We start from the raw sequence: 24,138 nt of genomic DNA, 5'->3' as shown, positions 1-24,138 counted from the left end.
GGATTTAGAAAATATAGAACTCTACATTTTCCTTTAAACTTGCCGCGTTTATGCTGGGGCTTGCACAATTGAAGCGATCGCACTTCCCAAAACAGTAAAATGATTTAGATGTAATGTCAGTAAAATATCTGCTTGTGCTTTGAATGCGATCGCATCTGATATTTTTGACCTATCAAAAATGTAGACACTACATGAACAGGAATTTATATAATTTGAGTGATCGCGTGAATCAAAGCCTTGTGATTTTACATATATGACGATACCTGCCGATTTTTAGCTGAACACTTCTCATCGGACTTTGCTAGTTGGCTGATGGGAGAATCGATAACAATGACAGGCGGAGGGAGTTTATAGAGGAAGCGGTAATTTATCAGTCTCTTCAAAGAGACGTAGAAGCGAAAGCAGAGGCGAGAAAACAAAGAGAAACCGCCACTAATTTGTTAAGAGAAAGCTTACCAGTGGAAATTATTGTGCGTATAACAGATTTATCAATTGAGGAAGTTCAAGAACTTCAACCTCAAATTAATCTACAAAACTAACGTTATCATTTTAAGCCGTCAAATTGCGATACAGTAATTCAACGTGAGTTCGACGAATTTAAAAAACCCCTCTCCAAACCTCTCCCCTGCAAGGAGAGAGGCTTCTAAACCTTAATTTTTCGTCGATATTTCAAGATATTTAAGCCCCTCTCCGACGCGGAGAGGGGTTGGGGAGAGGTCATCGAACTCACGTTAATTCAAATTTAAAGACGTTGCATTGCAACGTCTTTTTAACTCAGCACTCAGCACTCATCTTTAAGGCAACCAACGGGGATGGAAGCCAATTAAAGGTAGCTTTTCTGGTTTAATTGTGGTGACAGCCGCATCAGCAATAGGTAACAATGGCATTAACCACAAACTGCTAGTAGCGATCGCTTCGCCGTCATCTGTCTTTAAACTACTTGCAGGTGCTGGCACGTTCGTGGATTGAGGAACTACTTGGTCAAACAACAAACCTAGACCATCAGGTGATAAGCTCATTTCCACATTCCGCTGATCAACTGGTAAAACTAGTAACGGTTTTTGTTGTCCATTGTTCAGGTTGATGGCGACTAAATAAGGCTGCTCTACATATTCTGCTTGGGTGATTAACTGGGTTAACAAGCAATAGAGAGTGGGTGAGGCGGGGTCGAATTGGCAATTGATAATCGAGCCTGTAGTTTTTACCAGAGGTTTTTGAATACCTTGGTTGGTGACTAAAAATAAATCTCGTGTGTAATCGGTATTGAATTTGACCATCGCCGCTTGAGAGCCATCTTTAGAGAAAGCTTGCACTAAACCAAATTGCGGCAAAAAGTCTAAGGGTTTAGTCGCATCGTTTTGTAGTGGTAAGATTGCCGCCCCTTGACCTTGAGCAACGGCGACGGCTTTACTATCGGGAGTAATCATAAAGTCTCCCCCAGGTTGGCTTTGCAGACGTTGGGGGGTGGGTTTGGCTTTTGATTTGTCCCAGGTGGTGGGCATATACCACAGCCCAAAGTCACCGGGATTATTTTTATTCCCACGTTGGACGACGATAGTTTGTCCGTCTGGTGATAAGTCAAATTTCAGATTTTGATAATCTTTATTATCTAAAATTAAGTCAACTTTACCCGCTGCTTCTGGTTTAGTATCTGATTCTCCGGTAATTCCTGTTGTGACTGTATACAACTGAGCAGAAAGTAAATCTTCGTTGTTCGCTGTCCGAGCCGAAAATAAGATTTTTTCCCCCTCTGGAAATGCTTTAAAGTCCATCACTGTGATGTCTTTGGGGGTAAGTACCTTTTTTTGCTCTTGGGTTAAGTTGTAAAGAATTAACTGCCCTTGTTCTTCTGGGTTAGCACCTATATAAATAATGACGCGATCGCGGGTGCGAAAACTGCCAACAAAGGGCTGTATAACTTTAGTTTTACTGTCTTTCTCGGCAAATTTATCTTGTGCTTGTTGTAGCTGGACTTTATAGTTTGTACCGTAGGGAGCAGGTGTCAACAGTGTATAAACCATCCGCCTACCTGCCCAACTAAATTTTCCTGCCAGCGGCGGCTCAATTTTTAAGTTATCCTCAACACTTTTAGTGTCCATTGGCCGACTAAAGGTGAGGCTAAAAGCAATATCTTCTGAGCCAATTTGCTGATTTTGCCAAGTAAAATTGCGGACGCGGGGAGAAACAACATCACCTTGTAAGATGATAAAGCCAATCAATAAACTCAGCAGCAGCATCAAGGCGATCGCTACTCGGTCTAGTGGTTGGATCAGGTTTTTACTAGTCATTGGTTAAGGGTCAATGGTCAAGGATCAAGGGTCAAGGGTCAATGTCAATAAAAATAAACTATTGACTATTGACTATGAACTCTTGACTAGTAACTATATGGATTTTGGGGTTGGGGAATTTTTTTGACGGCGTTAGCCACAATAGTGAGTTGGCGTTTTCCGTTGAGATTGTCTGTAGCCATTTGTCCTTCGACTTCTAACCAGATGTCAGGGGCGTACTGTTCTTGATTGGCTGGCAATTTCACGGGTAAACCTACGGGGTAAGCATCCGCAGCACAGCATGAGAGAACGAATTTGGCTAAAAATACATATTCTTTGCTTAAATCTGGTGGATGAATGACAAATCCTTGGACTTTGGCTTTTTGTCCTGTATATGCGTCTGGTTCAGGATAAACGTTGAGTGTCCGTACCCAGTCTACTAGCGATCGCTCTTCAGGACGAATCGAAGCTCTAAAGGATTGGGGCTTGATGCGTGAGGTTCCCAGTAAATCAGTGACACCGCGATTAAGTGCTTTGTCACTGGCAAAAACCTGCGGTGTAAAAATGAACCCTAAAATTGCCGCAGTTAATAGCAAAGCACCACCCCAACCGGGAGGAAACAAAGTCATGTGCTGGACGTTTGACACAATATCGCGGCGACGACGTTGCCAAAGTTCTTGCATTTTGAATAAACCGACAATAATCAAGCCAATACCAGCTACTACCACCAAACCGAAGTAATTCGGGTGAATCAACAAGTTCAGTTTGCCAGTCAGCCAGTATTTCAACATCAAAATTCCCCAAGCTGTGACGGCTAAAACATCCAGCCAAGGTAGTAATAGATTAAAACGTTGAGATTTGGATGTCATTTGTCCTTTACCCTCTGTCATTGGTTATTAGACATATCCGTCTTTTAACTCAGCACTTTTTAAAGAACATGCAAGTTAAGAAAAATGGTGAACAAGAATGTCAATTGCCCCGCTAAGGCGAAGAGGTAAAAAATTGCTCTAGGCTTGAAAATCGATAACATTAACCCAATGCTTTTAATGTCGATCATTGGCCCAAATACAAGAAATGCCAGCAAGGAACCGCTACTAAATGCTGAGGCAAAAGATAGGGCAAAAAAGGAATCGACTGTCGAACAAATTGAGACAACCGCTGCCAGAATCAACATCACGATGATGGAACTAACCGGGCCAGCGCCGAGGCTAAGGATTAAATCACGGGGTGCTAAAACTTGAATAGCAGCTGCGATCGCACTGCCGATCACCATTACTCCTCCCAGTTCCCGCAATTCTTGAATGCTGTTATCCATCAACAACCGCAGTTTAGCGGCCAGTGGTTTATTTGGGCTGGCAAGTGGGTCATCTGCTGGAGATAAACTCCCATCTATACGGGTGGGTATACCTGCTTTCCCACCCAAAATATATGTCCCAGATTGCAACAAATTTGGTGTTGTTGGTTCCTGGGGAAGTTGGTAACGTTTTCCCTGCCGTTGAGTTTCTACTTTGACTGGGGGATTAAATTTCATGTAACGGGCAATTGCTGGCTGGACTATGGGATTCAAGTCCTTTTGAAAACTGAAGACAAAGCCAACAATTGTGGCAATTAATAGAGAAAATACTACTCGTAAAACTACTATTTCTGGCTGATCGCGAAACGCTGTCCAAGTTGCCCAAATCACAATCGGATTAATTGTGGGCGCTGCTAATAAAAAACCAATTGCTACAGGTGTGGGTACGCCCTGAATCAGCAAGCGCCGCGCTACTGGCACATTGCCACACTCACACACCGGAAATAAAAAACCAACCATACTGCCAACTAAAGCGCCCAACAGCGGATTTTTGGGCATTTTTTCGACTAATTTGCGCTCATCAACAAAAAATAGCAGCAAACTAGAGAATAAAACCCCTAGGAGCAAAAACGGCATCGCTTCGACTAGCAGACTCAGAAATATAGTGAAACCATTGCTCAATTGATTCATGGGTGTCGCAGTCAAAAGCGGTTTAAGGTTTTGAGGTTATGTCTAGTCATTCTATCGAACTGGGGATCAAAGTCATGTACGGATAATTAAACATCATTGACACAATTAGATCATGTTTAATTCCTAGTCTTGCTTAAGCGCTAACTAGCAGCTGTGAGTTTTAGTATAGTCATTTTACATGAGTGCATTTACTGATGATGGGGATTTTTGAGATTGTCTAATTTCCGCAATAGTTCCGAACTGTCGGTTGATGAGCAGAAAACTAGGTGACGTTTAATTACCTAATGTTTATACTTACTGTAAATTATCTAATTTGTGTGTTATCTTTCACGCTTTTTCATAAAGGATTTACAGACTTTAAACATTTGGGGATCACCTGAGTTCCTGATATCGGTGTTTTAACTTACTTTTTCTAAACAAGAGATTAAGCTGTGGTTGATTTTTACTACAAAAACTCGCAAACAGCAATACCAAATTGGAATAATTTTCAGTAACCATTATGGAGATAAATTCTCCAACGACTCCAAGTATTTTCACTGCTACTCTTGGCTCAAATCTGGCAAATTCTCAATTTTATTATTATTAGTTAATATTTTGATGAATTAAGTTGTATAAAATATACATCTTTTAATAAAATAAAGGTTCAAGTCTGTCAGTACAAATAAAACTAATGAGTGAGGTCGTCAATTTGTTATTTATCAAGCTTTTATATCTGTCTAACTTGCCTCACATAATGATTTTGATAGCCAAAGACTTACTCCATAGACTTTAAAATCTCAACTTTTTAGTTATTAATTACCCCTTAAAATTTATATATATCAGGGTTGCCAGTGTCACTAGAATTCACCTCTTTAATATCACCACCAGTTCTATCTATTACCAGCGATAATTACCTCAGTTTAGAGTCAAATCTCCAACAACTGCCAATGTACGACTTTGGTGTAGAGATTAGTTGTACAGCTACTGAAGTCGCCAATTATTTGGAAAAATACCCGCGATTACCAGGTGTAGTTTTACTGGAACGAGGAAAATTCTTGGGTATGATTTCTCGACGAAGAATACTAGAATTCTTCATTCGTCCCTTTGGACAAGAGCTATTTTCTAAAGCTAATTTATATGAGCTTTATAGCTATGCACGTACAGAAATGTTGCTGCTACCAGAGACGACGACGATTTTAACAGCAATGCAGCATACACTCAAGCGATCGCCAGAACTTTTTGCTGAACCTCTTGTTGTCCAAACAGATAGCAATACATACAAATTATTAGATATTCATGATTTAAATCTAGCCGCTTGGCAAATTCGGGGAATTGAAACTCAGGTACGCTACGAACGTAGTCAAGCACAAATGATTCAAAATGATAAAATGGCACGTTTAGGACGGTTAGTTGATGGCGTAGCCCATGAAATTTTAGACCCCGTAGGTTTTATTTGGGGCAATTTAACTTACATCTCGAAATATAGTCAAGATTTACTTAAGCTAATCGCCGCTTACGCTGAAGATTTACCTCAAAGTTCAGCTACAATTAACTATCTTAAAGAAGAAATTGAATTTGATTTTTTAGAAGAAGATTTAGCCAAAGCTTTGACCAGCGCCCATACTGGCGCAGAAAGATTAAAAAAACTCGTCACCAGTTTACAAAATTTCTGTCATATTGATGAAATTTATCCCAAACCAGTTGATATTAATGCTTGTATAGATGGCATTATTCTCCTGCTGAAAAGTCGTTTAAAAGGAGAGATTGGGATTGTGAAAAAATATGGTAAAATTCCCCCAGTGTCTTGCTTTATGGGGCAATTGCACCAAGTATTAATGAATATTTTTAGTCAAACTGTGGATGGTTTATTAGATGAAGCAGTGCGACAGAAATTTCAACAAGAGAGTCATAATAACAGCAATCAGCCTCAAATTGTCATTACTACAGCAGTTATTTCCCAAGTAGCAAACCAACCAAATGCCCCAGATTCTCGTTGGGTTTGTATTAGTATTGTTGACAATAGTTCTGGAATGTCGGAAGAAGCTCAAAAACAAATTCTGGATTCTTTTTCAACTGAGAAACGGGCTGATGTAGAAACTAGTTTAGGCGTTAGTTATCGGATTATTACAGCTAGACATGGTGGTAAATTAGATTTCCGTTCTCAGATAGGAGTAGGGTCGGAATTTAAAATCCTATTACCTTTGGTTTAGGGGTGTAAGGAAAAAAAATTAGTGGCTGAGAGTGGTGGGTAATATCGATCATATAAAAATCTGATTTTGACCAAAATTTCGACATTGCCCATTTAACCTTAATATAGCAATCTGATTTGATTTCTGAACTTACTCGTGAAGGTAGGGAACAGGGAATAGAAACTGTACTGAGTTTTTTTAAATATCAAATATGATTCCTATAGTTATAAAGTAGTCAGTATAAAATATCTTAAATATGCTGATAAAACTGTAATCTGCCAAAACCTAAAAATTGACTGTGCGGTTTTTCTCCTGTTGGGAATGCTGTCACGCCAAAGAGATAAACACCACCGCGTTGGGGATTTTGTTGGGCTTTTAAAGCAATGGTAATTTTTGCCCCAGGGGATACTGGAGGATCAAAAGTGAATGATATTGTTTGGGTTTGGCGATCGCTGCTGATATCTTTTAATTGGAGTTTTTCTCTTTTTTGAGAACGCCCTCCTTTAAAGGCGACACTTTCTTTGAGATGAAAGCGAATGTATTCTGCACCTTCGCGTTGGTTAATTGTAATTTTTTGCAGTGCAGTACCAGCATCCTCTGGTAAATTAATTGTAAAGGAATAAGTTGTACCTAAAGCTTTGGCTTGATTGTCATCTGTTTTTACCTCAACTAAACTCGGCTGTTGAGCAAAATAATTTGTTCTTGGTGAAGCTAACGGCGGCGTAGGCGATGTAATCGGAGTTGGTGGAGTATTAATTATTTCTTGAGTGCGGGATGATTGGGGTGTTGTGACAGAAGATGTCATATTATTTCTGTTACTCTCATTTGTGGAATTAAAAGCAAAGGAACCAACTAAAGAGGACGATTCCCAAGGTGTTTGTTTACCACTAGTTGTTTTGAGAACATCAGCCCGCACTTGCTTAAACATTTGCTCCACATCTAAGTTAGGAGCTTTCATATTCTGTAATAAAGCTGTAGTATAAGGGCTATTGCGCCCGTCTCCATCAAAAGCAACTTTTCCCGGTGCGGTAGAATAAGCAATGAGTGTACCTTTAACTGCTTGGGTTGGTGCAGCTAACCCGCGTTGTAGAGAACGCCATTGACGCGCAAAGGGATTATTTCGGCAAGCATCTAAAATAATAACGTTGACATCGTTATTTGCATCTTCCATAACGTTGAGAACTTTACCCATCGCCATCGCTTCATAACGGACATCTTGTTCTCGTTCTAGTCGCGCACTAACAGGTATTAAATAATTTTCTCCGTCTACTTGCACTCCGTGGCCAGCAAAGTAAAATAATCCTACTCCACCTTGACGCAAGTGGCGATTAAAATTTTCAATTGCTTCTTCCATCTGGCGCAAATCTGCATCTTTGAGGAGTGTGACATCAAATCCCAATTGCCGTAATGAGTTAGCAATATCTGTGGCATCATTGACGGGATTAACTAATGTATCGGCTAATTTGTAATTGGAATTGCCAATAATTAGGGCTGTACGATGTTGGCGTTGTACGGGAATGGGATTTTGGGCGATCGCCTGATTTATCCCTATTTTTGGATGAGCTAAACTAAACGTTAATGGCAACACTAGTGCCATAGTTCCTAACAATAGTTGCCATTTTTGGCACAACATTTTGTTACTTCTCACTCAATATTTAGATAAAAATTAAAATTTGATTATCTAACACTCAAGTTTAATTCACATTAAATCATAATTTGAATAACATTTAATTAAGTTTACAAGCAAGCTCCTAGCAAGGGCATGATCATGCCCTTCTTACTAATATATTGTTAATTGATCAGTATCCTTGTAATAAAGTTTCACCTCGTTGATAAATTTCTCTGGCATAGTCTGTCCAAGAAAGCTTGTAGGGTGGGCATGATCATGCCCACCCTACTGTGGTTTATTCATATAAAATCCGCTGTAAGTTTATAAATTTGCTTGCAGCAAAGTCTCCCCACGTTGATAAATTTCTTTGGCATAATCTGTCCAAGTACCTTGTCCCCAATATCGAAAACAGCTTGTTTGTAGCAAGAAATTATATAGTAATGTCTGGCGATATTGAGATTTTTTTGTAATGGCTTCAGATCCATCATTTAGCAGTAATTTATCTATTTTTTCATGAAATAAGCTGCTGAGTTGATTCATTGGAGACAACACATTTTCATATCCTTTTACCCAACTAATATGATTTGTCCAGGAAGCACCATCCATGTGAAAATTAGGATTGATTTGCTTTAACTCTTGAATGGCATTTTCTACAGCTTCAGGTTGACAATTATCTAGGGAAACTCGTTGCCAAATTTGATGTTGTCCTACTGGTTGGCAAGCAGGATAATCTTCAGTTTTACAACCTGCGGCTGCGATTAACTCTAAATATTCTGTGCCGCACACACCGACAACGCCGGATTTACCACCGCCATGATTGACAATATCCCACCAAGCTTGTTTGAAAGCGCTGGGAAACTCATTCATCATCACGCCGCCATTTTCCCCATCACCAATTTGACTAACTATTGGTGGGATTAATAAATTTCCTACTTTTTGTTTGGAGAGTGTTTTCGCTTCGTAATATGGTTGCATTTGAGCAACTAATTTTGTATCAGAACCTTGAGTTTTAATTAAGGCGGTAATGCTAATTGTTTCGCCTTGGGAATTGCGAGCGATTAAGCGGTGTGGCAAATGTTTATATCTTAGGGGTTCACCATTGATTGTTTCTACAGAATGTTCTTGGACAAGTAACCAACGATAGCCACATTCTTTCAGAGATTTAATAAATTCAAATAGAGTGTCGGGGTGATTTGGTAGGTGCATTTCTGGCGGTGAAAAACCTTTGACTCGCGACAATGCTTCCCAGCCAAAAATAGCTGCAAAATGTTGTTGCCAAGCAATAATATGTAATTTAATATCGGGTATGGGTGTGGAAGGAACAACCGCATGACTCCACATTGTTCCCAACCATTCAACGTAAGGTTGATAAGCGCGATCGCAAGTAATCCGTTTGAGGTTGTCAAGGATATCGTTGCGTCCCATCTGACGCAATCCCCACAACAAATTGCCAGAGTAATCTAACATGATGCGGGGATTGCAACCTTGGCTGACGAGTTCGGGAATAAAGTCTCCCATCCGGCTGTAGCAATAAGCAAAAGGCGCAGCGTTGTGGTTATCCCCTTCGTTGGGATGTTCAAACATATATTGCAGATTGCTGATCAGTTCGCCATTATGTCCCGCAGGGATGGTTGGCTGGTGCATATGCAAAGCGATCGCAAATACTGCATTGACATCCTCTAACTTGATGTTAGTTGAGGGTAAAAAAACAGGTTCACTGTGATTGACTACAGCAAGCACCTCTTTTTCCCAACCAGAAATACTTGGTAAGCCATCAATGATTTCTGGGGGAACAGTTGTAGTTAAGGAAAGCATAAAGTATGAGGAATAAAACTTTTCATCCCTCATACTGTATCTTTATTGTTGCGACAGGCGATCGCGTCCTACAATCTCTTAAGACTTACGTGCAGAGGCTAAGGGAGCCACGTTTCTAGATAGCAAAACATCACAGAAACGATTAAGTCTGCTTAATAAGCTGGGTTTCTCTGCAAGCTGCTGCTGTTTTGGCGGTGTGGCAATTTTTAAAATCAACTCTAACAACCAAGGGGCGAGGCGTTGACACCACACAGCTAGATGACTTTGCCATCCGACTAAAATTTCTGGTGCATCATTCTGCAATCCAACAATTAATGCTTGCGCTACTTGTTGCGGTGTCATCGGGATCACCCAACGGAATAGTTGCAAGTCGCGCACCATATCTGTGTCGGTGAGAGAAGGTAATAAGGCTTTGACTTGAATATTGTACTCGGCTAGTTCTTGACGCAAGGCTTGGGTAAATCCTAAGATGGCAAACTTTGTAGCTGAATATGTTGCCATTGTCGGTGCAGCGACTTTCCCCATTAAACTAGAGACATTGACAATTGTCCCTTGTCGTTGGCTGGCCATCCGTCGGGCTATAAGACTGGTGAGGGTGTACATTCCCAATAAGTTCACCGAGAGTTCTTCTTGCACTTGAAAGAGTTTAGAACGCAAGAACGAGGTTTGATATGCAACTCCCGCACAGTTCACTAGTAGATTAATTGGGCCATGATTGCGCCATAGTTGCGCGACAGCAATATTTACTTCAGTGGCGCGGGTTAAATCTAGTGTCATAATTACGGCTTCTGTTCCCATCGCTTCAATTTCTTGGGCGACTTCAGTTAACTTTCGGCGATCGCGTGCTACTAAAATTAGGCGTTTCATTCCTTGTTGCGCGAGTGCTAGGGCGATCGCTCTGCCAATACCACGAGAAGCCCCTGTTATTAGAGCAACATTACCTTGAATCTTCATCAGTTTTCATCTCCAGAATTTAAGTCTTAGTCCGCGTTTTCGGCTTGCAGATAGATGCAATTACAGCTACTCGTTTCCCGCGGGTAAGATAAATCATCGATTATTGTTGAATTGCAGAGGAGAACTCAGCTTTTAGCAATGAGATATTTTTGTGTCAATCTGCATTGCAGAAATCCTCTGCTTTCCAGATAGCAAATTAATACTTCACGCAATTGGCTGAATAGATATGGCTCATAATTTTTACCTCTTTTAGATTTAGAGCATTGATCAGCAGCGTTGCTAACCACACGTTAACAACAAAATCAAGTAGTAGCAATATTTTTTAATAAGAATTTCTTAACACTTTTTAACCAAGGGAATATATATATAAAATATTTTGGGAAATAAGTTTTTATGAATACGGCTAGATAAATGTCATCATTCCTTGATAATTACTTGTGAAGTCTATATATACAAGACAATGTAGAAATAATTATCAGCCAAATAAAGAAAGCTGATATTAATTGTTAGACATAACAAATACACAAAAAAGCCATATAGCAAAAAAGAGAAAATTCCCCTGAAAGTCCCTTATAGTAAGTATTTGATGATTATTTTTTATCCTAATCTAACGGGCAATTGCGATAAAGATTAGTTCCCCACCTGATGAACTAAGACAGGGATCAAGGAGTTCATAATAGGGATCTTTTAATTAATAAATAATTTGATAAAGCTGTGTATGTTGACTGAATTTAGTCCAGAAATAGCAAATGATAAATAGCAACCCACGATGAATTAAAATCGCAGAAAATACATTAATTGAGCGATCGCTTCGGCAGACAATTGTAATCTTTGCTGAAAATCAGCTAAATTACGGTATGCTCCAGCTGCTAGGCGATTTTCCACCACAGCTTGAGCCAGAGATACATCAATAAATGGTGTTTGCGCCAACATCTCGACTGTGGCGGTATTTGGGTTAACTAAATGAGTTGAATGAACTAGAGACTCATTGTCATAGTAAACAAAATGCAGCAGTGGTTCTAATGGCTTGAGTCTTTGCACAGGTAAACTCAAAGCTGCGGCAATATCTTCGATACAGTAAAATTTAACCCCAGAACGGGAGAGTTCGACAAGCGATCGCGCCTGGTGAATCGACAAACCCGGTAAGCGCAACCAATCATCCACCGTTGCTTGATTCACATCAATACGGATACCCAATTGTGCCGCTATTTGAATTTCCTCGCCAGATTGCAACCGATAATAAGGATCATTCAGCAATTTGGCGCGGAGTTTTTGTAACTTGAAGTTTAAAGGTAGCCAGTTTTGCATCATATTTACTTGTATCAAGAAATTTGGTCAAGCAGCTGGCGGCGCTTTTGCTCAAATTCATATTCAGAAATCAAACCATCTTGACGGAGTGTATCTAACTCACGCAAAGCTTTGGCGATGCTTTCCACCTGATTACTTGTTTGTTGAGAAAACTTGACAGCTGACTTCCCTTGATTAAAATTTCGGTCAAAAGCTTCTTCATCTTGAGCTAAATACCAAACACCTTCAATAGCACTAGCCACCTTGGGGATTGGTGTCCAAGAAAGTAGAACATATAAAATACCCCACACCGGCTGTCCCAAATAAAACTTGTGTAATCCTGAAACGGTGAGTGTACCAGAAAAAGCGAGAATAGCAGCAATACTTCGGCTTTTGCGTTTTATTAACATACTTACTATAAATTTACCACTATCACAGTTAGATCAATCAAACAGCGATCGTAGCAAAATACCTAATTAAATTCAGCATCATATAATATCTGAGAATAACCAAAATTTAACCCTTATCCTGATGCTATCTTAAAATATTTCCAGCAAAGTCAGGCTATATGGCTGTTGAGGGTGATGTAAGAGGCGATCGTGAAGCTGTATTTCAGCCTGAATTGTGAGAAGACTGGAAATACTGAAAACGATAACAGTAGTGATATGGAAATAGCTAGTTAAACATTTTAGCTTTCATACGGGCCGAGAAATCTTTCCCCATTAAAATGAATCATGTGATCAGGTTGATCTGCTACCCACACTTCTGTTTCCCAAGAAATCTCAGCTAGATATCGAGTCATTTCTTGGCGACTGGGAAAGGCAGTTACAAACACTAATCCTTTACGAGTGGACTGAAACAGTTGCTTTAATTCATTGCGACGTTTCAAGTCTACCGGGCCGTGACTTGTCACAGCCTCTATTAATATCAACCAGTCTTGTTGTTCATGGTAAACTACAACATCTGGCATTTTACCGTGAGTGTCTATCTCAATTCCCAGTTCTCGGAGTTTCTGAGTTTCATTGATAATAAACTTATCTCCAGCATCACCTACATAAATAACAAAACCTCCTGGTGTAAATTTGGGACAGAAACTTTCTAAAATGTCCTTGATTAATAAGTTTTGTCCACCTGATGAAAGCTGAATAGCTTGGCCATTAGGTAGTGTTACAGGAATTATTGGTCTATTTCGCTTTCTGTCCTGCAATAAATTTGTCGCTGAAATAGCATAATTGTGACGAGCTTCTTCCCATTGTGCAGAACCGTAGGATTTAATTAGTGATAATGCTTGTTGATGAAGTTGATAACACCATTTTGGGCTGTTAATCGGTCGCTCCGGTTGATCTGGATTCTCCACAACTATCCCCATCTGCACAAACTGGTGCATTGTCTGTCGCCGCACTGTTTCGCGTGTATTCGGTGCATATTGTTTACCGTAGTGATCACGAAACCAATCCATCATTTCTGTAATTCTACGTCTTGGTGCTGTTGCTTGATCCCAAGGTGTTTTAGGGCGAATGTCTGCTAAAGCCAGTAAACACAATGCAGATCGTTCGTTCTGTTGAGCTTTAGGAGCAGAAATAGCTTTGAGAATTGCTAACGCCTCCTCAATTCGTTTACTCGCCTGAATTGCATTTATGGCTTCGCTCATAATCGACAAAGTTTGATGTACAACTTGATCAAGTTGCTCCTGATCTAAGTGAGAATCACCAATTTGGCTTCCTAATCGAATTAAATCATCTTTGCTGGGGTATTTAAGTTGACGCAAATCTGTGGCGTTAACTTGTGTATGTCCACTAAATTGGCGGAAGTAACTATCTAATAAAGTTGAATTGAGAAATGCTGTTAAACCTCGTGCTAAATCGGGGTTTATTCCTTGACCGTGAGCATGGTAGTAATTTAAGTGGTTTTCTATACCAATTACAGGAGAATAAATATGAGGACACACGGCAGCCACAACACGACGTTTTTCTTCCTTAGCAGAAAACCGCTTTGTTAAAACATACCAACCTGAAGGGACTAACCATTTTGCTGTTTCTGAGTTTTGTGTAATAGCGATCGCTTTACGAGGATTTCTAGGGGGAAAATATACTTTCCCGGCCTTGAGCGCTTCTGGATAAATCAATGGCACACTGTTATCATCGCAGCAAGTTCTCAACGCTGATTTGAGCCGAAAATCCACAACTGGCCCCGTTGAAACTTCTAAACCAAGGTCATCTAAAGTAAATGAGAATTTATTAATTTGCGCTCTCAAATAATCTTCAAGAGAGTTGGTCACAATATGAATAAAACTTTCAGAATCATGAGGATCAACAACTTGACTATAAGGAACATATCTTAATTCTAAAAATTCATCAAACTTGCTATCGATATTTCTAGTAATTTCTACACAATCATGTCTGGTTTGTATTTTAATTGCGTGAACAATAATATTTTCTTGTAATACCTTATCTTCTGTAAAAGTGGCTGAACGACTTTCAAAAAGATGAATTTTAGCCAGTGCCATAGTTTGCAAAAAAGCTTGCCTAAAAGGTCTAAAATAAAGGCCATTGCAAAAACTTCTAGGCGTAATAGCAACTATTTCTCCGTTGTCAGACAAATTTAAAACAGTTAGCCAAACAAATGCACTATATAAATTTACAGTTTCTATTCCTAATTGTGACAAGATTTTTCTTTCTATTGATTGGCTATTAATTTTTTTATAAGGTGGGTTAAGAATTGCATGGGTAAAGCTATTAGATGACTGATTAAAAAGTGATAAATCTATTTCACTAATATCCTGAATAAAACTTTTTTGATATAAGCAATAATTTGCTGTAATTCCGATTTTTTCTAAAGCGATACAACACTCTGTCAGGCATTGTCTCAAAGCTGGTATAAAAACTGATTCAATTTCATAAGCTGTGAGCAAACAACTTTCTACATTATGAGGATTTGCTAATAGTTGTTCGACAAATGCAGCAGTTAACGCACCAACTCCAGCCCCCGGATCTAAAAGATTAATATGACCAGATAAATTGCTGAATTGTCTCGCCATCAACCTAGCAACTGGGGCGGGAGTAAAAAACTGTCCCAATTCACTACGTTGCTTTAAATTCAGTTTTGAGGAGAAATGAATCCGGTTAATATCAGTGGAGTCTGTGAGAAATGTAGTCATTTTGATGTAAAAAATTAGCCTGCGATCGCAGGCTATGGTTAATAGCCCCAGATTCTTGATCTGAAGGCTATTGGCAACTCATTAACCTTGTACTACAGCTTCTTTAGCCAAGAACTTCTCTAGTTCAGTCAACGCATCAGCATCAACTTTAGTTTGCATCGGACAGAACTTAGGCCCGCACATCGAGCAAAATTCAGCCGTTTTATAGATGTCTGCGGGTAAAGTTTCGTCATGATATTCCTTCGCTCTTTCTGGATCGAGGGATAATTCAAACTGACGGTTCCAGTCGAAGTTGTAACGAGCTTTAGATAATTCGTCGTCTCTATCTCTTGCACCTGGGCGATGTCTAGCAATATCAGCGGCGTGGGCTGCTATTTTATAAGCAATCAACCCATTTCTGACATCTTCGGCGTTGGGTAGTCCTAAGTGTTCTTTAGGTGTAACGTAGCACAACATAGCTGTGCCATACCAGCCAGCCATTGCTGCACCAATAGCGGAAGTAATATGGTCATAGCCAGGGGCAATATCTGTTACCAACGGCCCCAACACATAGAATGGTGCTTCAGAACACTCTTCCATTTGCTTGCGGACGTTAAATTCAATTTGATCCATTGGAACGTGTCCAGGCCCTTCAACCATGACCTGTACATTGTGTTCCCAAGCTTTACGTGTCAGTTGTCCGAGGGTTTTCAGTTCTGCTAACTGAGCTTCATCAGAGGCATCATGGGTACAGCCAGGACGTAGGGAATCACCCAAGCTGAAGGAAACATCATATTTCTTGAAAATTTCAATAATGTCTTGGAAGTGGGTGTAAAGCGGGTTTTGTTTGTGGTGATGCAGCATCCACCGTGCCAAAATACCACCACCACGAGAAACAATACCTGTGATGCGGTTTCTGACTAGGGGCAAATGCTCTATCAAAATTCCAGCATGGATGGTTTGATAGTCTACCCCTTGCTGGGCGTGTTTTTCGATGACGTGGAGAAAGTCATCCGCGGTGAGGTTTTCAATTGTGCCGTGGACGCTTTCTAAAGCTTGGTAAACTGGCACTGTTCCAATGGGAACGGGTGAGGCGTTGATAATAGCTGTGCGAATTTCATCTAAGTTACCGCCACCTGTGGACAAGTCCATCACGGTATCAGCACCATATTTCACCGCCAGCTTCAATTTGTCTACTTCTTCTTGAAGGTTAGAAGAGTTGGGTGAAGCACCAATATTGGCATTTACTTTGCACTTAGAGGCGATACCAATAGCCATCGGCTCTAGGTTGGTGTGATTAATGTTAGCTGGGATAATCATTCGTCCCCGTGCTACTTCCTCACGAATCAAGTCAGCAGGAAGATTTTCCCGCTGGGCAACGTAAGCCATTTCTTCGGTGATAACACCCTGACGTGCGTAGTGCATTTGAGTTACATTGCTCTGCCCACGCCGCTTGGCAACCCATTCTTTCCGCATGATTGAAATTCCTCAATAAACAGCTTCCCTCCGCTGGTATTACCCAGACTCAGGTGTTAAGGGTGTGATCTCAGCCTGGAATCTCAGGCACCCCTAGCATGGATGTAGATTGTACCATTTTGTTTAGGGTGGAGAGCAAGGAGGTTAACAATTTATGAGGTATGGGTGAAAGCGATCGCACTTCACTTTTCTCAACACCAGAAATTTTCGGGCGATCGCCTTGTTGAAATATCATCCAATCCCAGGAACAAGAAAGAACGTCGGCAAATCTGAGAGTTAAGCATCATCAACTTATCTTGATCTGGTTTTTATTAAAATTCCCAAATTTTTGCATAATGTCACTTAGTCAACCCTGTTAAGTCTAAATTGAGAATTCTAGGAGTATAAAAAATAGACCATATCTCATGATAAATGGCTTTCGGTATCTGATTTTTCATAAACCCTACGGCGTTCTCAGTCAATTTACGCAGGAAACACCGAACCAAAGCACTCTCAAAGATTATATAGATGTACCTGATGTCTATCCTGTGGGGCGCTTGGACTGGGACAGTGAAGGGTTATTACTGTTGACTAACGATGGAAAATTGCAACATCGGCTGTCTGATCCGCGTTTTGGGCATCAGCGAATTTACTGGGTGCAAGTAGAGCGGATTCCTGATGTAGATGCTATAACCAAATTGCAAACGGGTGTAGAAATCCAAAATTACCGTACTCGACCTGCAAAAGTGAGGCTGTTACCAGAAGATCCACCAGTGTGCGATCGCCATCCCCCTGTCAGATTTCGCAAAAATGTGCCGACAGCTTGGCTAGAAATAGCTTTGACAGAAGGCAAAAATCGTCAAGTGCGGCGGATGACTGCGGCTGTAGGGTTTCCCACTTTACGACTTATCAGGGTGAGTATAGCCCATCTCAATTTGGATGGACTACAACTAGGTCAGTGGCGCGACTTAAGTGCATCGGAACTGAACTTGCTGCATAACTTACCTAACAAATCTTCAGCATCTAGACCTAAGAAGCCTAAATTTTCTAAGTGAACAAATTTTTCGGGTCAATTAAATAGATGTAAATAAACGTGATGAATAATCTGTGGGTGTTAGCTATCAATAGAAAGCATTAAACACTGGGAAAGAATCTTTTTGGCTGTAATTGGTTAAATCTAATCAAAAAAAGTATAATAAGTTTTTTTTATTCCCTATTAATGAATTTTAGCCTGTGAGTACAAGTTTACGTCTTATGAGCTTGAATCAGCGATCGCTCTGGCATCAAACGCGCGAACCACAAGATACCCTGTCAGCACCTCCTGCTTGCTTGGAACTCGTGGCTGAACGAACCTCGGATTTAGAACTGTACACAGCAGAAATGCTTCGCCGTACACAAGCAGAACTCCAATGGTATCGAACCCTCTATGAAAATACGCCAGCGATTTATTTCAGTTTGAATGCAGCCGGGAGAATTGTTTCTGTCAACCAGTTCGGAGCTAACTGTCTGGGTTACACACCGGAACAATTAATCAAAACTTCCGTATTTAATCTATTTGAGCCAACAGATCAACAAAAACTAGCTGAGGCATTAATTAAACTCTTCAGTGCTACTCACCCCAGCCCATCTATCAATGGAGAATATCGTTTAAACTGCCCTGATAGTGAAATTACATGGGTCAAAATTCTACTCCAGATAGCGCCTGATCAAGAATATCCTGAGAAAAGTCCTGTGATTTTGATGATGTGCGAAGACATTACCGTTAACAAACAGCAGGAAGTTAGCCAACAAACCAGCCAAACTACAATGCAGGCACAGTTGGCAGAAATAGAAAGCCTCAGCCACCTCAAGGAAGAATTTCTCAGCACAGTCTCCCACGAACTCCGCACACCACTGACAAATATGAAAATGGCAATTCAAATGCTAGGAATTGCACTGAACAAAGAGCAAAATTTTTTGGTGGAAATGGCCAAGCCACCAGCAGAACGCTCCAAAGCATCTCGCTATTTTGAAATTTTAGATAACGAGTGCGATCGCGAAATCAACCTGATTAATAATTTTCTTGATTTACAGCGGTTAGATAGCAATGCTAAACCTTGGGTACTGGAAACTATTCAAGTCCAACAATGGCTTTGGCGGGTTGTAGAGCTATTTCAAGCACGTAATCGCGCTATGTGCAAGCAAAAAATGCGTCTAGTTATAGCGCCTAATCTCCCGCCATTGGCTGGCGATCCTTTCAGCCTAGAGCGTATATTCATCGAACTGCTGACTAATGCCTGTAAATTTAGCCCCCCTGATGCCGAAATCACTATTTCTGCCCAATTAAAGTTACAAAATATTCAATTTCAAGTGATTAATTCGGGTGTAGAAATAGCCAGTGCGGAATTACCCCAGATATTTGAAAAATTCTACCGCATTCCTAGTAATGATCCGTGGAAACAAGGTGGCACAGGCTTAGGACTGGCATTAGTGCAGAAATTAATTAAGCAATTAGCAGGAACAATAGAGGTAGAAAGCGAGTCAAATCGTACCTGTTTTACTATTCAATTACCATTGCATCGTCAAGTAAGTAAAAAGTAAAAAGGTAAAAGTAACGGGAGAATTTATGAGCAAAGTCAATATTGCTTATAACTATGTTGATCAGTAAAAATTTATTTGCCGTTATCTCAAATATTTAGCTAATATGCGTCACAATTAATACTGCCACCAACATTCACTGGTGAAACCACAATCTCTTGTAAGTCTACTGTAGGCAGGGGCAACTAAAATTGTGGCACTTTGGATATTAGTGGCTAGAAGCACCTTGGAACGGGAATAAAGGAACTTCCACTATGCTGATTTGCCCTCAGTGTAAATTTGAAAACCCCAATGCGAATAAATTTTGTCAAAACTGTGGCACCTCCTTAACTCACCATGATTGCCATGACTGTGGTACAGAAGTACCATTGAATGCCCAAAGTTGTGATAACTGCGGTGCAGAATGTGGGCAAGTTTGGTGGGCAATTATTACGAAGGAAGGCAGCGGGGACTGGGAATTAGGCAGTTGGCAAGATGATCAGGATGATTTACCAACTTTACCTCTTTCCACGGAAAATACTTTACCGCTGACTGCTAGACCTGTGATGAAAGCTGGTTCTTACATAGATAAAGAGCAGCGTTATCAATTGTTAGAACACCTACCCATTTCCGAGGAAAATACCAGCCAGACAGAAATTTGTGTGCGAGTTTTAGATTGTTATCCGTATCAAATATCACCAATTACAGCAATATTAGAAAACCAAAATCAAGGATTGTTCACTTCAGCAGGTAAAGAAATTGGGATTCCTCGGTTAGCCAAAGCCTACGTACAATTACAATCAAAAGGTCAATCGGAAATGCCAGTCATTCATGATGCGTGGCAAGAGGGCAACACCCAGGTTGTGCTAATTGAAGACCGTTCTGATTGGCCAATGTTAACTGAACTCTGGAAAGAAGAGACAACTAGTTCGTTACAAATTTTACATTGGTTTTATCAAATGACCCAGCTTTGGTCAGTATTAGAACCAGTGAAATGCCGTCAAAGTCTACTGGAGTTGTCGAATCTGCGATTAGATGAAGACCAAACCCTAGCTTTAGCCAGATTGTATGGGGAGGTTGAGGCAGAAGCAGATGCCGAAGCTGAAGACGAAACATTGTCACTCACAGAACAGCCTTTTAGTGTGAAAGTTTTAGGGGAGATTTGGCAGGAGTTATTTAGGCAATCCCAACGTACGCAGTTTGGTGCTGTATTGCAGATTTTTGAGGATTTAAAACTAGGGAAAATTCAAACCATCGCCCAGTTGCGATCGCGCCTAGAAGCGATCGCCACAGAACTAGAAACATCGCCAATTCCCAGTTTTTCTCCAACCGCAAACCAACATCCAACTGCGCCCACAATCATTCAATTAGAAGATGCGCCAGGTGAAGACAGTGCTGGCAAAAGCGACGACTTACCCACCATTGTGCTGTCAATGCAATTAAGCAGTCTAGAAGATGTCGGACGTACAGACGTAGGTCGTCAGCGTCAGCATAACGAAGACTACTTTGGCATTGACACTAAAGTTGAGAAGCTGGAATTACCCAAAAACAGAATCTTCCAAGCCCGTGGTTTGTATATCCTTTGCGATGGAATGGGTGGCCATGCTGGAGGTGAAATTGCTAGTGAATTGGCAGTTAACACCGTGCGGCAATACTTCCAAGAACTTTGGACAAGCGACAAGCACCCAACTGAAGAAAATATGCGCGAGGCAGTTTATTTAGCTAATCAAGCAATTTATCAGCTAAATCAACAAGATGCCCGTTCAGGAGTTGGGCGTATGGGTACTACTTTGGTCATCCTCCTCATTCAAGATACTGAAGTAGCGGTGGCTCATGTGGGAGATAGTCGCCTTTATCGCTTAACTCGCAAACGAGGATTAGAACAAATCACCGTAGATCATGAAGTTGGACAACGGGAAATTGCGCGGGGAGTAGAACCCAGTATTGCTTATGCTCGTCCAGATGCTTATCAATTAACTCAAGCTTTAGGGCCGCGTGACGAAAGCGCCATCTATCCTGATGTTGATTTTTTTGACATTAATGAAGATAGTTTGCTGATCCTAGCCTCTGACGGTTTATCAGATAATGATTTACTAGAAACCCATTGGCAGACTCACTTACTTCCTTTGCTCAGTTCTGGCGCTAACCTAGAACGAGGTGTCACCGAATTAATTGATTTAGCAAACCAAAAAAATGGTCATGACAACATCACAGCAATACTTGTGCGGGCAAAAGTCCGCCCAAACATGGAAAGTCAAAAGTAAAAAGGTAAAAGTCTTTTTACTTTTGACTTTTTACTTTTAATTTTTAACTTTTTAATTTCTACTCCCTATTTTTTATGCAGGTTTTATTGTGGTTATTGTGACACTGTTAGAACCACAAAACAAAACACCACTGAAACAGTGGTGTTTTGAGAACTCCGCCGTGATTCGGATTGGTCGAGCGGCGGATAATCATGTGGTTTTATCCGATAGTTTGGTTTCTCGACATCATCTAGAACTCAGGCAAATCAGTGCTGGTGGCAATGATGAATCTTGGCAGATATATAGTCAAGGTACAAATGGTACTTTCCTCAATGGCATTTTAGTCATTCAAAGTCCATTACCTAATAATGCACTCCTGCAACTGGCACAGGGAGGCCCAATACTGCAATTTCAAATTCAGGAGATATTGCCAGAAAGCAGTGCAGCCGAAGAAAAATTGGCGGCATCAGTGTCTTTAAATCATGACCCTGGCAGAGGCTCTTACACTTGCACCCACGAAGGTAATTCTCCGAAAAATTTATTTTGCATTCATTGTGGTCAACCTTTATCAGTGCAACAGACGATTCGTCAGTATCAGGTGTTGCGAACTTTAGGACAAGGAGGTATGGGTACCACTTATTTAGCTTGGGATACAAAAGGTTGGATGACTGGAAATCCGCAACTTTTGGTCTTAAAGCAAATGAACGCTGATATGGCTAAAATTGCTAAAGCCCAAGAATTATTTGAGCGGGAAGCGCATACGCTGAAATCCCTCAACTATCCAGGCATTCCCAAGTATTATGACTTTTTCGTGGAAGGCGGCAAAAAATACTTGGCTATGGAATTAGTTCATGGGCAAGATTTGGAAAAGCGAGTCCAGATGACTGGGCCTGTAACGCCAAATCAGGCGATCGCCTGGATGATTCAAACCTGCGACATTTTAGACTATTTGCATAGCCAAGAACCACCACTAATTCATCGTGACATCAAACCCGCTAACCTGATGGTGCGAAATGCCAATAATCATATAGTGGTGCTAGATTTTGGCGCTGTGAAAGAAATTGGCACGACACCAGGCACTCGAATTGGCGCAGAAGGGTATTGCGCCCCCGAACAAGAACGGGGACAACCTCTGATTCAATCAGATTTATATGCCATCGGGCCAACACTAATTTTTTTGCTGACTGGGGAAAATCCTTTTAAATTTTTCCGCCAAAAAGGACGAAATTTTCGGTTTGATGTGGCAAACTCTCCCACGATTACACCCCAAATTAGAGAGGTGATTGAACGTGTTACTGAGCCATTGCCACGCGATCGATATCAAACTGCTGGGGAATTAGCAACTGCATTAGCGGTCATCATTTAGGGATTAGTAAGTGAGGAGTAGTTAATTTTCCTACTCCCTATTCTTCATCCCATGCGTCTACTGACAGCAGTTCACTAATTGGATCTTGCATACTGAAGCCAAAGTCTAACAGTTCCTGTTTCCAGTGCTGCCAGTCATTGCCATAGAGAAAGGCAATTTTCCAAATGCTATCAGTTGGTTTGATGATATTGGATTCTACGAGTGATTGCACGTTACGCTGCAATTTCACCATTGGGTGAATTACTTGCTGAGTCATAACCTAGATTGAATTCAAATTTCGTTTGGGTAAATGCTTAATCAAAACTGCTTTCCGCTTGGCAATTGTTATCGATGCGTAGAGCGTTGGAATTGGTAAAGCTAGTCTTAACTTTCTAACTATACCATAACAAACACTGCTTATTTTGGGATAAATTCGGTTTTGTACGGTAATTACCACCACAAAACTGAGAAGTTTCCTTACAAGTCATCGTGTATGCGTAACGAAAAAATAGCCGTCTTGACAGTTGCACTGATAACACAAGTTGAAGTTGCAGAATTTTATCTACCTCGGCCATCAGTATGTGAGTACTTGTTGGAAAAACAAGGATTTTGGCTGGTTTGAGGTTTTTCAGACACGGAGAAGGAGAGCTTACCGCGCGTATTTAGACGTAACATACGTTATCGCAAGCATCTGAAAAGTAGATATATTTATTACAAAAATTTATATAAACTTAATTTTTAAACGAAGATTAACCGTAACATAGCTGGTTATTTCATCATTTGAGTATGCCACTTAAGAATTATAAAAACTTTACAATCTAGATGATAGTTTATCTAGGGTGCTGGGTACTCTCATAACTGGAGGCTTGCTGGTATCTCAGTATTTCTGACAGCAACTATTGAGACATGTCTAGTTCTGGGGATGATTATCTTATTTCCCGTCAAAAGAAAATTGAGCGGAAGAAAAGGGTTTTAACAATAGTCGGGTTAGTGTCTTTCGTAGGTTCTACGGTATTTGGGGTGGTTAGTGGATTACAACAAACCCATCAGCAGCCGCCCTCAAAGAATGTAGCGATTGAGTCTTCTTTACAGCAACAAGCACAAGGTTATGAACTCGTTTTGCAACGGGAGCCAAACAACCAAGCTGCTTTAGAAAAACTAGCTATAGTGCGACTACATTTAAAAGATACCAAAGGTGCGATCGCGCTGATGGAAAAGTTAGTGCAATTGCATCCTGACAGGCAAGACTACAAAGTTGTTTTAGCGGATGTCAAGAAGCAGCAAGGTAGGTAAAAATAAGGCTCACTACTTAGAGAAAA

General features: G+C 40.6%; 19 protein-coding genes and 1 riboswitch. Of the genes, 7 read left to right on the top strand and 12 right to left on the bottom strand.

The features are described from left to right. Positions 1-305 precede the first annotated feature (305 nt). On the top strand, positions 306-539 hold the full coding sequence (locus IQ244_RS16210; RefSeq protein WP_193895818.1) for a hypothetical protein: 234 nt from the start codon (positions 306-308) through the stop codon (positions 537-539). 255 nt (positions 540-794) lie between these two features. Here the strand turns inward: IQ244_RS16210 and IQ244_RS16205 are convergent, their stop codons facing one another. The 3 genes from IQ244_RS16205 to IQ244_RS16195 all read right to left on the bottom strand — a co-directional run bounded on the left by IQ244_RS16205 (position 795) and on the right by IQ244_RS16195 (position 4,251). Continuing rightward, positions 795-2,288, bottom strand: coding sequence for a hypothetical protein (locus tag IQ244_RS16205; RefSeq protein WP_193895817.1), 1,494 nt, complete (start codon positions 2,286-2,288; stop codon positions 795-797). An 86-nt stretch (positions 2,289-2,374) separates the two neighbouring features. Next, complete coding sequence (locus tag IQ244_RS16200; RefSeq protein WP_193895815.1) at positions 2,375-3,136, bottom strand: TIGR03943 family putative permease subunit; 762 nt, start codon at positions 3,134-3,136, stop codon at positions 2,375-2,377. A gap of 59 nt (positions 3,137-3,195) precedes the next feature. After that, on the bottom strand, positions 3,196-4,251 hold the full coding sequence (locus IQ244_RS16195) for a permease (RefSeq protein ID WP_193895813.1): 1,056 nt from the start codon (positions 4,249-4,251) through the stop codon (positions 3,196-3,198). A gap of 830 nt (positions 4,252-5,081) precedes the next feature. Between IQ244_RS16195 and IQ244_RS16190 the strand changes: the two genes are divergently transcribed. Further along, the gene (locus tag IQ244_RS16190; RefSeq protein WP_193895811.1) at positions 5,082-6,440 is read left to right on the top strand and encodes a sensor histidine kinase; all 1,359 of its coding nucleotides are present in this window, start codon (positions 5,082-5,084) and stop codon (positions 6,438-6,440) included. A gap of 229 nt (positions 6,441-6,669) precedes the next feature. On the opposite strand, the gene IQ244_RS33390 is transcribed toward IQ244_RS16190, so the two are convergent. The 8 genes from IQ244_RS33390 to IQ244_RS16150 all read right to left on the bottom strand — a co-directional run bounded on the left by IQ244_RS33390 (position 6,670) and on the right by IQ244_RS16150 (position 16,931). Further along, entirely contained in the window at positions 6,670-8,052 is a 1,383-nt protein-coding gene (locus tag IQ244_RS33390; RefSeq protein ID WP_193895809.1) for a DUF2808 domain-containing protein, read from the bottom strand. A 297-nt stretch (positions 8,053-8,349) separates the two neighbouring features. Then, positions 8,350-9,843 (bottom strand): glycosyl hydrolase family 57, encoded by a 1,494-nt coding sequence (locus IQ244_RS16180; protein WP_193895807.1) that lies wholly within the window; start codon positions 9,841-9,843, stop codon positions 8,350-8,352. Between the two features lie 78 nt (positions 9,844-9,921). After that, positions 9,922-10,797: an SDR family NAD(P)-dependent oxidoreductase gene (locus IQ244_RS16175; protein ID WP_193895805.1), complete on the bottom strand. Its 876-nt coding sequence runs from the start codon at positions 10,795-10,797 to the stop codon at positions 9,922-9,924. Positions 10,798-11,571: 774 nt separating this feature from the next. Then, positions 11,572-12,105, bottom strand: a complete 534-nt coding sequence (locus tag IQ244_RS16170) for a helix-hairpin-helix domain-containing protein (RefSeq protein WP_193895884.1) — start codon at positions 12,103-12,105, stop codon at positions 11,572-11,574. Between the two features lie 14 nt (positions 12,106-12,119). Beyond that, positions 12,120-12,494, bottom strand: coding sequence for an NINE protein (locus tag IQ244_RS16165; protein WP_193895803.1), 375 nt, complete (start codon positions 12,492-12,494; stop codon positions 12,120-12,122). Positions 12,495-12,772: 278 nt separating this feature from the next. Continuing rightward, positions 12,773-15,241, bottom strand: a complete 2,469-nt coding sequence (locus IQ244_RS16160) for a BsuBI/PstI family type II restriction endonuclease (RefSeq protein ID WP_193895801.1) — start codon at positions 15,239-15,241, stop codon at positions 12,773-12,775. Positions 15,242-15,322: 81 nt separating this feature from the next. Further along, complete coding sequence (gene thiC / locus IQ244_RS16155; RefSeq protein WP_193895799.1) at positions 15,323-16,696, bottom strand: phosphomethylpyrimidine synthase; 1,374 nt, start codon at positions 16,694-16,696, stop codon at positions 15,323-15,325. Positions 16,697-16,704: 8 nt separating this feature from the next. Beyond that, positions 16,705-16,801, bottom strand: a riboswitch (TPP riboswitch). Further along, positions 16,767-16,931, bottom strand: a complete 165-nt coding sequence (locus IQ244_RS16150; protein ID WP_193895797.1) for a hypothetical protein — start codon at positions 16,929-16,931, stop codon at positions 16,767-16,769. Its footprint overlaps the riboswitch before it by 35 nt. Positions 16,932-17,100: 169 nt before the next feature. Here IQ244_RS16150 and IQ244_RS16145 point away from each other — a divergent pair, with 169 nt between their 5' ends. From IQ244_RS16145 to IQ244_RS16130, 4 genes are all read left to right on the top strand, one after another. Next, entirely contained in the window at positions 17,101-17,730 is a 630-nt protein-coding gene (locus IQ244_RS16145) for an rRNA large subunit pseudouridine synthase E (RefSeq protein WP_193895795.1), read from the top strand. Positions 17,731-17,929: 199 nt separating this feature from the next. Beyond that, positions 17,930-19,255: a PAS domain-containing sensor histidine kinase gene (locus tag IQ244_RS16140; RefSeq protein ID WP_193895793.1), complete on the top strand. Its 1,326-nt coding sequence runs from the start codon at positions 17,930-17,932 to the stop codon at positions 19,253-19,255. A 251-nt stretch (positions 19,256-19,506) separates the two neighbouring features. Further along, positions 19,507-21,495, top strand: coding sequence for a serine/threonine phosphatase (locus IQ244_RS16135; RefSeq protein ID WP_193895792.1), 1,989 nt, complete (start codon positions 19,507-19,509; stop codon positions 21,493-21,495). Positions 21,496-21,583: 88 nt separating this feature from the next. After that, positions 21,584-22,840, top strand: a complete 1,257-nt coding sequence (locus IQ244_RS16130; protein WP_193895790.1) for a protein kinase domain-containing protein — start codon at positions 21,584-21,586, stop codon at positions 22,838-22,840. Positions 22,841-22,877: 37 nt separating this feature from the next. Here IQ244_RS16130 and IQ244_RS16125 read toward each other — a convergent pair whose 3' ends face one another. Next, a complete protein-coding gene (locus tag IQ244_RS16125) occupies positions 22,878-23,096 on the bottom strand; it encodes a DUF4327 family protein (RefSeq protein ID WP_015112211.1) in 219 nt (72 codons plus the stop codon). A 629-nt stretch (positions 23,097-23,725) separates the two neighbouring features. Here IQ244_RS16125 and IQ244_RS16120 point away from each other — a divergent pair. After that, complete coding sequence (locus IQ244_RS16120) at positions 23,726-24,112, top strand: tetratricopeptide repeat protein (RefSeq protein ID WP_193895788.1); 387 nt, start codon at positions 23,726-23,728, stop codon at positions 24,110-24,112. Positions 24,113-24,138: the final 26 nt, after the last annotated feature.

The sequence above is a fragment of the Nostoc sp. LEGE 06077 genome (genome assembly GCF_015207705.1).
Classification (GTDB): Bacteria; Cyanobacteriota; Cyanobacteriia; order Cyanobacteriales; family Nostocaceae; genus Nostoc_B.
The sequence above is the reverse complement of the archived record's forward strand: the minus strand, read 5'-3'. Positions and strand labels throughout refer to the sequence as shown.

Excerpts from the sequence above, each read along its gene's own strand:
- thiC (WP_193895799.1), bottom strand. The coding sequence starts at position 16,696 with ATGCGGAAAGAATGGGTTGCCAAGCGGCGTGGGCAGAGCAATGTAACT.
- IQ244_RS16165 (WP_193895803.1), bottom strand. The coding sequence starts at position 12,494 with ATGTTAATAAAACGCAAAAGCCGAAGTATTGCTGCTATTCTCGCTTTT.
- IQ244_RS16180 (WP_193895807.1), bottom strand. The coding sequence starts at position 9,843 with ATGCTTTCCTTAACTACAACTGTTCCCCCAGAAATCATTGATGGCTTA.
- IQ244_RS16205 (WP_193895817.1), bottom strand. The coding sequence starts at position 2,288 with ATGACTAGTAAAAACCTGATCCAACCACTAGACCGAGTAGCGATCGCC.
- IQ244_RS16140 (WP_193895793.1), top strand. The coding sequence starts at position 17,930 with ATGAGCTTGAATCAGCGATCGCTCTGGCATCAAACGCGCGAACCACAA.
- IQ244_RS16145 (WP_193895795.1), top strand. The coding sequence starts at position 17,101 with ATGATAAATGGCTTTCGGTATCTGATTTTTCATAAACCCTACGGCGTT.
- IQ244_RS16170 (WP_193895884.1), bottom strand. The coding sequence starts at position 12,105 with ATGCAAAACTGGCTACCTTTAAACTTCAAGTTACAAAAACTCCGCGCC.
- IQ244_RS16160 (WP_193895801.1), bottom strand. The coding sequence starts at position 15,241 with ATGACTACATTTCTCACAGACTCCACTGATATTAACCGGATTCATTTC.
- IQ244_RS16135 (WP_193895792.1), top strand. The coding sequence starts at position 19,507 with ATGCTGATTTGCCCTCAGTGTAAATTTGAAAACCCCAATGCGAATAAA.
- IQ244_RS33390 (WP_193895809.1), bottom strand. The coding sequence starts at position 8,052 with ATGTTGTGCCAAAAATGGCAACTATTGTTAGGAACTATGGCACTAGTG.
- IQ244_RS16125 (WP_015112211.1), bottom strand. The coding sequence starts at position 23,096 with ATGACTCAGCAAGTAATTCACCCAATGGTGAAATTGCAGCGTAACGTG.
- IQ244_RS16120 (WP_193895788.1), top strand. The coding sequence starts at position 23,726 with ATGTCTAGTTCTGGGGATGATTATCTTATTTCCCGTCAAAAGAAAATT.
- IQ244_RS16195 (WP_193895813.1), bottom strand. The coding sequence starts at position 4,251 with ATGAATCAATTGAGCAATGGTTTCACTATATTTCTGAGTCTGCTAGTC.
- IQ244_RS16175 (WP_193895805.1), bottom strand. The coding sequence starts at position 10,797 with ATGAAGATTCAAGGTAATGTTGCTCTAATAACAGGGGCTTCTCGTGGT.
- IQ244_RS16150 (WP_193895797.1), bottom strand. The coding sequence starts at position 16,931 with ATGATATTTCAACAAGGCGATCGCCCGAAAATTTCTGGTGTTGAGAAA.
- IQ244_RS16200 (WP_193895815.1), bottom strand. The coding sequence starts at position 3,136 with ATGACATCCAAATCTCAACGTTTTAATCTATTACTACCTTGGCTGGAT.